This is a genomic window from Limnohabitans sp., from assembly GCF_031538885.1.
Lineage (GTDB): Bacteria > Pseudomonadota > Gammaproteobacteria > Burkholderiales > Burkholderiaceae_C > Limnohabitans.
In genome coordinates, this window is record NZ_JAVKLW010000113.1 from 1 (window position 1) to 9,509 (window position 9,509).

Annotated in this window: 13 protein-coding genes; 1 reads left to right on the top strand and 12 read right to left on the bottom strand. The window is 53.5% G+C overall.

All coding sequences use genetic code 11. From position 1 onward, the window contains the following. Positions 1-107: 107 nt before the first annotated feature. The 11 genes from ppa to RMS03_RS09150 all read right to left on the bottom strand — a co-directional run bounded on the left by ppa (position 108) and on the right by RMS03_RS09150 (position 8,770). The gene (gene ppa, locus RMS03_RS09100) at positions 108-665 is read right to left on the bottom strand and encodes an inorganic diphosphatase (protein ID WP_310626757.1); all 558 of its coding nucleotides are present in this window, start codon (positions 663-665) and stop codon (positions 108-110) included. Between the two features lie 94 nt (positions 666-759). Continuing rightward, the gene (locus RMS03_RS09105) at positions 760-882 is read right to left on the bottom strand and encodes a hypothetical protein (RefSeq protein WP_310626758.1); all 123 of its coding nucleotides are present in this window, start codon (positions 880-882) and stop codon (positions 760-762) included. Positions 883-909: 27 nt separating this feature from the next. Then, entirely contained in the window at positions 910-1,908 is a 999-nt protein-coding gene (locus RMS03_RS09110) for an aldo/keto reductase (protein WP_310626765.1), read from the bottom strand. Continuing rightward, positions 1,905-2,792 (bottom strand): TIM barrel protein, encoded by an 888-nt coding sequence (locus RMS03_RS09115; protein WP_310626759.1) that lies wholly within the window; start codon positions 2,790-2,792, stop codon positions 1,905-1,907. Before RMS03_RS09115 ends, RMS03_RS09110 begins: the two co-directional genes overlap by 4 nt. Before the next feature lie 14 nt (positions 2,793-2,806). After that, on the bottom strand, positions 2,807-3,688 hold the full coding sequence (locus RMS03_RS09120) for a 4-hydroxyphenylpyruvate dioxygenase (protein WP_405023523.1): 882 nt from the start codon (positions 3,686-3,688) through the stop codon (positions 2,807-2,809). Positions 3,689-3,720: 32 nt separating this feature from the next. After that, positions 3,721-4,572, bottom strand: coding sequence for a ThiF family adenylyltransferase (locus RMS03_RS09125; protein ID WP_310626760.1), 852 nt, complete (start codon positions 4,570-4,572; stop codon positions 3,721-3,723). Positions 4,573-4,578: 6 nt separating this feature from the next. Next, positions 4,579-5,019, bottom strand: a complete 441-nt coding sequence (gene aroQ, locus RMS03_RS09130; protein WP_405023524.1) for a type II 3-dehydroquinate dehydratase — start codon at positions 5,017-5,019, stop codon at positions 4,579-4,581. A 70-nt stretch (positions 5,020-5,089) separates the two neighbouring features. Continuing rightward, a complete protein-coding gene (locus RMS03_RS09135; RefSeq protein WP_310626761.1) occupies positions 5,090-6,085 on the bottom strand; it encodes a TRAP transporter substrate-binding protein in 996 nt (331 codons plus the stop codon). 85 nt (positions 6,086-6,170) lie between these two features. After that, positions 6,171-7,448: a TRAP transporter large permease subunit gene (locus RMS03_RS09140; RefSeq protein WP_310626762.1), complete on the bottom strand. Its 1,278-nt coding sequence runs from the start codon at positions 7,446-7,448 to the stop codon at positions 6,171-6,173. 21 nt (positions 7,449-7,469) lie between these two features. After that, positions 7,470-8,000, bottom strand: a complete 531-nt coding sequence (locus RMS03_RS09145; RefSeq protein ID WP_310626763.1) for a TRAP transporter small permease — start codon at positions 7,998-8,000, stop codon at positions 7,470-7,472. Between the two features lie 104 nt (positions 8,001-8,104). After that, positions 8,105-8,770, bottom strand: coding sequence for a TetR/AcrR family transcriptional regulator (locus tag RMS03_RS09150; RefSeq protein WP_310626768.1), 666 nt, complete (start codon positions 8,768-8,770; stop codon positions 8,105-8,107). A gap of 106 nt (positions 8,771-8,876) precedes the next feature. Here RMS03_RS09150 and RMS03_RS09155 point away from each other — a divergent pair, with 106 nt between their 5' ends. Further along, on the top strand, positions 8,877-9,401 hold the full coding sequence (locus RMS03_RS09155; RefSeq protein ID WP_310626764.1) for a sulfite exporter TauE/SafE family protein: 525 nt from the start codon (positions 8,877-8,879) through the stop codon (positions 9,399-9,401). A gap of 8 nt (positions 9,402-9,409) precedes the next feature. Here RMS03_RS09155 and RMS03_RS11705 read toward each other — a convergent pair. Further along, positions 9,410-9,509 (bottom strand): IS3 family transposase (locus RMS03_RS11705; protein ID WP_405023472.1); only part of this gene is annotated, 100 nt, incomplete at its 5' end.

The following is a 9,509-nucleotide window of genomic DNA, read 5'->3' on the forward strand; positions in this document are numbered from 1 at the left end:
GATTTGGTATCGTTCTTCTCGGCTGAGGTGCTTGTACATTGGGCAACTTCGACTTGGCTGTTAAAGCGGCCATGATGCTCTCGCATCCTCAGCCACCTATAACCAGTTCATCTTTGTTGCACTTCGTCCTTGAATCCGCCCTTCTTGTAGATTGCAATACCGTCCAAAATTTCTTTGTGGGCCGACTCAATGCCTTCCCAGCCTTTGACCTTGACCCACTTGCCTTTTTCGAGGTCTTTGTAATGCTCAAAAAAGTGGGCGATTTGTTGCAACTGCAAATCATGGATATCCGCTAAAGACTTGATGTTGCTGTAACGGGCCAAGATTTTTTCAGTGGGCACCGCCAACACTTTGCCGTCCATACCGCCTTCGTCTTCCATCATCAAAATGCCCAAGGCCCGGCATGGCACCACCACGCCGGGAGGTAGTGGGAATGGGGTCATGACCAACACGTCCACAGGGTCGCCATCGCCCGCAATGGTTTGTGGCACATAGCCGTAGTTGGTGGGGTAATGCATGGCCGTGCCCATGAAGCGGTCCACAAACAAAGCGCCAGACTCTTTGTCGACTTCGTACTTCACGGGGTCAGAGTTCATCGGGATTTCGATGATGACGTTGAAGGCTTCTGGAACTTTGCTACCGGGGGTGACTTTGTTGAGGGACATGGTGTCTCGTTGAAAAAGTTAAAAAAGAAACGCTAAGAATTAGCCCCTATTTTACTTTCACGGGGCTTGCGTCTGAGCGTTGTCTTTCAAACCGTTATTTGTGAGTGCTTTTGCCCGTTTCGTCCATGAGGCCAAAGAACACACGCAAAAAGTAGACCGTCATCAAGAGGATGAACACGATCACAAGAATGTGCGTAGTGTCTTTTTTCTCCGTCATACAGCGGTTTACGCCAGCTCAGAAAGTTCAAAAATCTTCGGTATCTACTTCCGAAGCATTGAGTGCGTTGTAACGCGCCCCCTTCACCGTCTGCTGGTTAATGAGCGCTTCTAAGCGCTGCATCTGATCGGCTGACAGCACTACATCAGTTACAGCGATGTTGTCTTCAAGGTGATGCGTGTTTTGTGTGCCTGGAATAGGGATGAGCGTGCTGCTTTTGTGCAGCAACCAAGCCAAGGCCAACTGCGCGGGTGTGCAGCCCACCTCACGAGCGATGGCTTGGTAAGCATCGAGCAAAGGCAAGTTGGCCGCATAGGTGTCTGCACCAAAGCGCGGCATGGCACGGCGAATGTCGTTGGCCGTCAAAGTACTGACATCCCACAGCTCACCACACAAGAAGCCACGCGCAACAGGGCTGAACGCTACAAAGGTAGCCCCCAGTTCTTCACAAGCTTTTAAGACGGCAATTTCAGGGTTACGCGTCCACAGCGAGTATTCGGTTTGCACGGCGGCAATGGGGTGTACCGCATGGGCCTTGCGCAGCGTGGTGGCAGAGACTTCGCTCAAGCCAATTTCACGAACCTTGCCGGTACGCACGAGGTCGCTCAGGGCGCCCACGCTGTCTTCGATGGGCACTTGTTTGTCCCAGCGATGCAGGTAGTAGAGGTCAATCACATCGGTGCCCAAACGAGCCAAGCTGTCTTCACAGTTTTGGCGAATCGCCTCAGGGCGGCCGTTGATGACTCGCTTCACACCATCGGGAAACGTCACACCGGTCATGCCCCCTTTGCTGCACAAAGTGATTTGGTGTCGATGCGATTTGAGGGCTTTGCCCACCAGCAATTCATTGGTGCCAAAACCATACAAGGCTGCTGTGTCAAACATGGTCACACCAAGGTCTAGAGCTCGGTGAATGAGTGCCACGCCCACTTCAGGCGCAGGGGGTGCGCCATAAGCGTGGCTGAGGTTCATGCAGCCGAGGCCGATGGCTGAGACTTGGAAAGGGCCGAGTTGACGGTGTTTCATGCGCGTGTATAGGTACGTGTCCAAGCTGGCAATGGCGCGGAGCGATGCAACACACTGTCGTTCAGCCATGTGGCACTCTTGCGCGCACGCTCGGCCACGGTGGCCAGAGGTAATTGTTGGTAATCGTCGTTGAAGACTTCAAAGCTGTAGTCACCGCGGTAGCCGATGCGGTCTAAGCGCAACACCAAGTCGGCCAAGGCATCGCTGTGTACGCCCTCGCCCGGGAACACGCGGAAGGTGCGAGCGGTGGTCATGCGGTCTTCAAATGTGGGGGTTTCGTGCCACATGAAGTCCGAGAGTTGCACCAAGAAAATCTTTTCTGGATCTAGGTCTTCAATCGCATCCAGTGGTGTGCTGGCGGCAAAGATGTGAAACGAGTCCAAGCCAATGCCAAGGTTGGGGCAATCGGCGCGGCACACCACATCCCACGAGGTGGTGAACTCGTTGACCGTGCGGCCCCATGACAAACCTTCGTAAGCCACCTTGATCCCTAAGGGCAAGGCCATCATGGCGAGCTTCTTTAAATCGCGAGCAATGTGGTCAAGGTCATCGGTCGCGTGACGTGAAGTAGACGAACATGCCAACAGCACTTTGCTGCCCGTGGCGGCGCACATCTTTAGCATTGACTTGGCGATGTCCACTTTGTAGCCATGCAAGTGGCCTGACAAGCCTTCGAAATCGCGCAGGACCTGAAAGCCTGTGGGGCGCAATCCGCTGGCCTGCACAGCTGCTACTGCCGCAGGCACACCGCCAGGGTGGGTGACCAAGTCACGCGCCATGAGCATGACTTGCGAGAAGCCTGCGTCCTTCATTGCCGACAGCTTGGCCTCTAACGAGCCCGCCATCGTGATGGTGTCCATGCCGAAGCCATCGAGTAGGTTCATACAGTGGCCTTGATTCAGTTGTCTTTGTGAACCAGCTCAAACGACACCGTGCCCAAGGCACTGCGTGTCAGCGCGCCACGGTCTTCTGGGTGTAGCTGGGTGGACTCGACAAACTCCACTCCATGCGCTTTAAGTGCGGCCACAGCCGCGCCTACATCCGCAGCACCTAAGCCGATGCGTTGCAAACACTCGGGCGAGTCGTCTGTGTCCATCCAAGGATCAGGTTCGATGAGTTGCCACAAGAAGTTGCCGCACGGGCTCTTCATCAACTTACCCTTTGGCAAGATGCCAAAGCGCTGCTCGTCGGGCACAAAGCTGAAATCAAACATGTGTTCAAAGTACGCCAACCAATCCGCGCTGCGGCCTGCGCCGATGTACTGCACCACACCAAAGTAGCTCATGCCCGCTGTGGCTGATGGGTGCTGATCCACGGTAGGGATGGGTTTGAAGTCAATGTCGTAAATCGAGAACTCTTGCCAGCGGTCCACAAAGTAAAAGCGACTGCCGCCTGGGCCGTGAATAGCGGGAATGTGCAACTCCATCGCTTGCGCTTGGCTGCTGACATTCCATGCGCCCAGTTCCATACAACGTGTGTGGGCTTGCAAGGCGTCGCGCACACGGAAGGCCACTGCAGAAATGACTGGCTGTCCATCGGTGGTGGCGCTGACACGCGCATCGTCTGGGCTGGCGTTGACCACCAAGTTCATACCGCCTTGGCGGTACAAAGTCACCTCACGCGAACGGTGACGCGCCACGGGCCGAAAGCCCATGTTCTCTAACACTTGGCCCAGCGCCTGTGGGCGGCTGGTGGCGTACTCGATGAACTCAATCCCATCTAAGCCCAAACGATTGGGCATGTCGGGCACGGACTCGCGGTGTGAAGATGCCAAGGTCATCAAATACTCCAAGAAAAATCAATCACAGAAAGTCAGTAACTCAGTTGTGCGACATCCCGCAGCACGTCTGCGGTGGTGGTGGGCAAGCCAAAGTACTCGAGGTAAGCAGGGATTTGTTCGAACAACATGTCCGAGCCCATCTGCACGCGGCAGCCACGGTTTTTAGCAGCTTGCAAGAAGGCCGTCATTTCGGTCTTCATCACCACCTCCCCCACAAATGCGTCTGGCGAAATGCGCGACACATCCATGGGCAACGCATCACCCTCATTCATGCCCATGGGCGTGGCGTTGACCACCAAGTCATGATCGGCGGGATCGTTCGAACCCGTGTGCACCTCGATGTGCGGATAGTTGCGTTTCAAACGTTGGCTCAACCCTGAAGCAGATGCCGTATTCACATCAAACACGCTGATGGCAGCAATCCCCGCACCGGCGAGAGACGCGGCAATGGCGCAACCCACACCGCCTGAGCCCACCACCAACACGCGTTTGCCCGTGAGGTCGAAGCCCTTGCGTTGCACACCGCGCACAAAGCCTGCGCCATCAAACATATCCCCCACTAAGCGACCATCGGCGAGCTTCTTCACCGCGTTGCAAGCGCCCGCCACGCGCACGGTGGTCGTGACTTCATCCAGCAAGTCAACCGTGACCACCTTGTGCGGCATGGTGATGAGCGCACCACACAGATTGGTGAGCGTGAACACCGATTTCAAAAACACCGGATAGTCCAGTGTTTGACAACCCATCGGCACCACCACCGCATGGATGCCTACACTGGCAAAGTACGGGTTGTAAATCATGGGGGACTTGAACGAATGCGTGGGGTAACCAATATGGGCAATCAACTGTGTGTTGCCACTGATAGAGATGCCGAGCTCACCCATGGTGGATTAAGACGACTGAACAGCAGACACCACTGCACGCAACGCCAACAAATAACTCTCCGCACCAAAGCCACAAATTTGACCCTTCACAATTTCTGCGAAGACGGACTTGTGACGGAATTCTTCACGCGCGTGGATGTTGGACATGTGCAGCTCGACAATCTGGCACGTCAGGATGGCCAAGGCATCGCGGATGCCGTAGCTGTAGTGCGTCCACGCGCCTGCGTTGATCAGCACTGCGTCCACACCATCGAGGAAGCCTTTATGAATGCGCTCGCACATATCACCTTCGTGATTGGTTTGAAAACACTCAACTTGGACACCTAGTTCAGCACCTAGTTTTTGCAAGTTGGCATTGATTTCGTCAAGCGTGATGGTGCCGTATTGCACGGGGTCGCGCTTGCCAAACATATCGTGGTTGATGCCGTGCAGCATGAGAATTTTCAAAATAATCTCCTGATATCAGTTCGTCTAAAACACGAAACCTTGCGCAAACAAGATTTCGCGTGGTCCTACATTACTTGCGCAGCTTGGCTAATTCGGCTTGCAATTCGCTCACAGTTGCGGCGATAGGCTCGCCGTGCTTGGCAATGACAGGTTTCATCTTCTCACGAAGAATGGCCATTTCAGAGACAGGCAATGTGGTCACTTGCATGCCGTTCTTCTTTAGGTTGTCCAGCAAGCTGGCCTCCAAAGCACGAGCCGTGCTGCGTTGGAAGCTGGCTGACTCCGTGGCTGCGTCAGACACGATTTTCTTTTCAGCAGCGCTCAAGGTGTCCCAGAACTTTTTGCTGATCACCACAGACTGTGGGTTGTACTGGTGACCTGTCAATGTCAGGTTCTTTTGCACTTCGTACAACTTGGCGCTGTTGATGGTGGGGATGGGGTTTTCTTGACCGTCCACAGCACCTTGCTCCAACGCGGCATAAAGCTCAGGGAATGGCAGCGGTGTTGGGTTAGCACCCAAAGCCTTGACCCAATCCACGTTGATGGGGTTGGGAATGACGCGCAGCTTCAAGCCTTCGACGTCAGACACTTTGTTGATCGGGCGCTTGCCATTGGTGAGGTGACGAAAGCCCAACTCGTAATAAGCCAAGCCGACCAACCCTTTTTCTTCCAGCTTGGTGTGCATTTTCTTGCCGAAAGCACCGTCCACCACCGTGTCTGCTTCTTTGCCACTGGCAAACATGAAGGGAAAGTCGAACACACCAAAGTCTTTGACTTGAGATGCGAAGATGCCCGAGTTCATCGAAGCCATCTCCAATGTGCCGCCTTGAATAGCCGACACGTTGGCTTGGTCGCTGCCCAATGCGCCGCCTGGGAACAGGTTGACCTTGAGTTTGCCGCCAGAGTTTTTCTCAACGATCTCTTTGAATTTCTCCATGCCTTGAACAATCGGGTGGCCCGCGTTGTTTTGGTTGGCGAACTTGATGGTTTTCTCTTGTGCCAAGGCCACGCCCATGGCGGCTAAGGCCACAGCAGCGATCACAGTTTTGATAAATACACGTTTCATGCCAGTGTCTCCTAATTAACTTTGTGGTCGTACGCCAAATGAAGAATCCACAGTCTGGCGTACCCGAACAGACCGTAGAAAAGAATCAATAAAACCAGCGTGCAGGCACCATCACCATTTGTGGGAAGGCCACCATCGCAAACATGATGATGAACTGGGCCACCATGAATGGCATCACACCTCGGGTGACTTCATCCATGCTGACCTTACCCACGCCAGCAACGGCGTTGAGCACCGTCCCTACAGGCGGTGTGATCAACCCAATCGCGTTGTTGATGATGAACAAGACGCCGAAATAAACGGGGTCAATACCAGCAGCTTTCACGACAGGCATTAACACAGGTGTTAACAACAAAATTGTCGGCGTCATATCCAGAGCAGTCCCCACCACCATGGTGATGATCATGATCGTCAGCATCAACAGCCTAGGACTGTCCAACATCGGTTGCAACAAAGCCACCAACTCGCCCGGTAGGTTCGCCACCGTGATCAACCAAGCTGACACCATCGCTGCGGCCACCAAGAACATCACAATCGCGCTGGTCTTGGCGGAAGAAAAAAACAAGGGATACAAGCTTTTGAAGTTCAATTCTTTGTAAACAAAGGTCGAAATCAACAACGCGTACACCGCAGCCACAACAGCGGCTTCTGTGGGCGTAAACACACCAAACTTCAAACCAAACACCACGATCACAGGCAGCACCAAAGCCCAAGTGGCCTCGCGCAAGGCCACACTGATCTCACCCATTGATTTGCGTGGCGGCACACTCACCACTTCTTGACGTGCCAACCACCACCAAGTGATCCACAGCGAAGCACCTAGCAACACACCGGGCACGATACCGGCCATGAACAGTTTGGAAATAGACACGTTTGCGGCTACGCCAAAAATCACAAAGCCAATGCTTGGAGGAATCACAGGGGCGATGATGCCAGCAGAGGCAATCAAGCCAGCTGAACGTGCACGATCATGTCCAGCAGCCACCATCATGGGCAACAGCAAAGAAGCCAGCGCCGCTGCATCAGCCACGGCAGAACCAGACAAAGCAGCCATGATCACAGCCGCCATGATGGTCACATACCCCAAACCGCCTTTGATGTGCCCCACACAAGCCATCGCAAAGTTCACGATACGTCGCGACAAGCCTCCCGCATTCATGATCTCGCCAGCCAACATAAAAAATGGCACCGCCAACAATGGGAAGCTGTTAGAGCCTTCGATCAAATTTTGCGCCAAGATTTGTGCATCAAACATATTGAGGTGCCACATCAAGGCCGCACCACACAAGAGCAAAGAAAAGGCGATGGGGATGCCCAGCGCCATCGCCCCCATCAGGGAAAAGAGAAATACAGCAATCGTCATGGCCTTGTTCCTTGGATCGGTTTAATGGGTATCGGCGTGAGGGGCTTCTTCGGACTCTTGAATCATCACCAAGTCCTCATCGCGCACTTGTCCTGTCAAGAGGCGAAGGAATTCGGCCAGCAAAATCAAGCCACCGAAAACGGCAAACAAAATACCAGGGAAATAGACCCAAGCCATAGAGGCTTCCATCACCGCACTGGTACTGTCCAAATTGATGAGGGCTTGGTCGTAAGCGCCTTTGAACAACAGCCAGCAAACGAACAACATCAAGGTATACGAAGCACCGAGGCAAACCTTTTTGCCCAATGGCCCCAAGCGACTCACCAGCATGTCAGTACCCAAATGACCATGTTCTTTCAGTGCCACGATGGCACCAAGGAAGGTCATCCACACGAACGCCCAACGCGACAACTCTTCAGACAAGGTGATCCCAGAGTTCATGGCGTAACGCAAAAACACGTTGCCAAACACCAGCACCACCATCAAGGCGAGACAAAAGGCAATCGCCGCTTCGAGCACTCGACAGCAGCGATCCAAAATGAAGTGGAACATGAAGAAACCCTTAAGAATATGAGCTTGAGCAAAATGTACAAAACAGTTACTTTGCGAGAGGCCAGTGAAAACCCGTAATTAAATCTCACATAGTCAACTACCTGCTATACCAAATTTGAATAACTTACAAATCGCAGAACCATCTCCACCACGCTTTGGCGTCGTGCTGCCAGCGCTTTGGCACTATGGCCATTGCGTTTGAAAATCAAATCGAAGGTGTAACGGTTAGAGACGTTGAAGAACGTCAACGCTGAAATAGACGCATGGATGTCGATGGGGTTCAGCCCCTTGCGAAACACGCCCGCTTTAACACCACGCTTATACAAAGCTTCGATGGATTGAATGGCTGAGACATTGAGCTCTTGGATCAGTTTGCTTTGCGCCAAATATTCGCCACGTTGGATGTTCTCAGACATCACTAAGCGAATGAAGTCTTGGTTGCTGTGATGGTGGTCGAAGGTAAAGCCCACCAAGGCTTTGAGCGCCTCTTCGGGTGTCAAATCGGCCAAATGCAACTCCGCCTCGGTGGCGCGGATGCGACGGTAAGCGTCCTCCAGCACTGCAAGGTACAAGCCCTCTTTGCTGCCGTAGTAGTAATAGATCATGCGTTTGCTGGTGTGCGTGGCGTCCGCGATGGCGTCAATGCGCGCACCAGCCAAGCCCTTGGCCGCAAACTCTTTCGTCGCCACAGCCATGATGCCTGCCATCGTCCGTTCAGGATCGTTGGTACGTTTAGGCGGCTTACGGGCAGAATGTACTGTTTCGTTCATTCGCAAAGTATAGAGCGCCAAATGCTCAGACATGTCTCCTGAGGAACCCTACTGTCCCACATGAGCCCACGGCGTGGGTAAACTGTTGAATCTACTCAGATAGCGCATGTCATTTGATTTTTACTTTGTCCTCGCTGAATTGGCGGCGCTCTTGGTGGACTTGTCCAAGGGCGGCCTGCCCTCGGTCGGCATGTTGGCCGTTCCCCTGCTCTCGCTGTTCATGTCGCCGTTGAAAGCGGCCGTGCTGCTGCTGCCGATTTACGTCATCTCGGATCTGATGAGTGTGTGGCTATACCGCAAAAACTTTAGCTTGCCGAATTTGAAAATTTTGGTGCCAGCAGGCCTGCTAGGTGTGTTCATTGGATGGCTCACCGCATCGTTCACCTCAGACAGTGCGGTCAAGCTGATGATTGGCTGCATGGGCGTGGGCTTTTGTCTCAATATTTGGCTGCGCAAAACACCGAAAGAAAAACAAGCTGCTGACACGAAGAAAGGCTGGTTCTGGGGCACACTGTCGGGCTTTACCAGTTTCATCTCGCACGCAGGTGGCCCGCCGTTTCAAATTTATGTGCTGCCACAACGGCTACCCAACGTGCAGTTTGAACCTGCCCCTGTTGGACGTACCTCTTAGCTGGTCAATTATGCGGCCTTCAATAGCTGTGCCGCGTTCCAGCTTTTCTCAAACTGCATCGGGCTGACATAGCCCAATGTAGAGTGAATTCTGCGGTGGTTGTAGAAC

Coding starts and splice junctions, on each gene's coding strand:
- RMS03_RS09110 (WP_310626765.1), bottom strand. CDS start 1,908: ATGAAACACCGTCAACTCGGCCCTTTCCAAGTCTCAGCCATCGGCCTC.
- RMS03_RS09155 (WP_310626764.1), top strand. CDS start 8,877: ATGTCATTTGATTTTTACTTTGTCCTCGCTGAATTGGCGGCGCTCTTG.
- RMS03_RS09150 (WP_310626768.1), bottom strand. CDS start 8,770: ATGAACGAAACAGTACATTCTGCCCGTAAGCCGCCTAAACGTACCAAC.
- ppa (WP_310626757.1), bottom strand. CDS start 665: ATGTCCCTCAACAAAGTCACCCCCGGTAGCAAAGTTCCAGAAGCCTTC.
- RMS03_RS09105 (WP_310626758.1), bottom strand. CDS start 882: ATGACGGAGAAAAAAGACACTACGCACATTCTTGTGATCGTGTTCATC.
- RMS03_RS09135 (WP_310626761.1), bottom strand. CDS start 6,085: ATGAAACGTGTATTTATCAAAACTGTGATCGCTGCTGTGGCCTTAGCC.
- RMS03_RS09120 (WP_405023523.1), bottom strand. CDS start 3,688: ATGACCTTGGCATCTTCACACCGCGAGTCCGTGCCCGACATGCCCAAT.
- RMS03_RS09115 (WP_310626759.1), bottom strand. CDS start 2,792: ATGAACCTACTCGATGGCTTCGGCATGGACACCATCACGATGGCGGGC.
- RMS03_RS09140 (WP_310626762.1), bottom strand. CDS start 7,448: ATGACGATTGCTGTATTTCTCTTTTCCCTGATGGGGGCGATGGCGCTG.
- RMS03_RS09125 (WP_310626760.1), bottom strand. CDS start 4,572: ATGGGTGAGCTCGGCATCTCTATCAGTGGCAACACACAGTTGATTGCC.
- RMS03_RS09145 (WP_310626763.1), bottom strand. CDS start 8,000: ATGTTCCACTTCATTTTGGATCGCTGCTGTCGAGTGCTCGAAGCGGCG.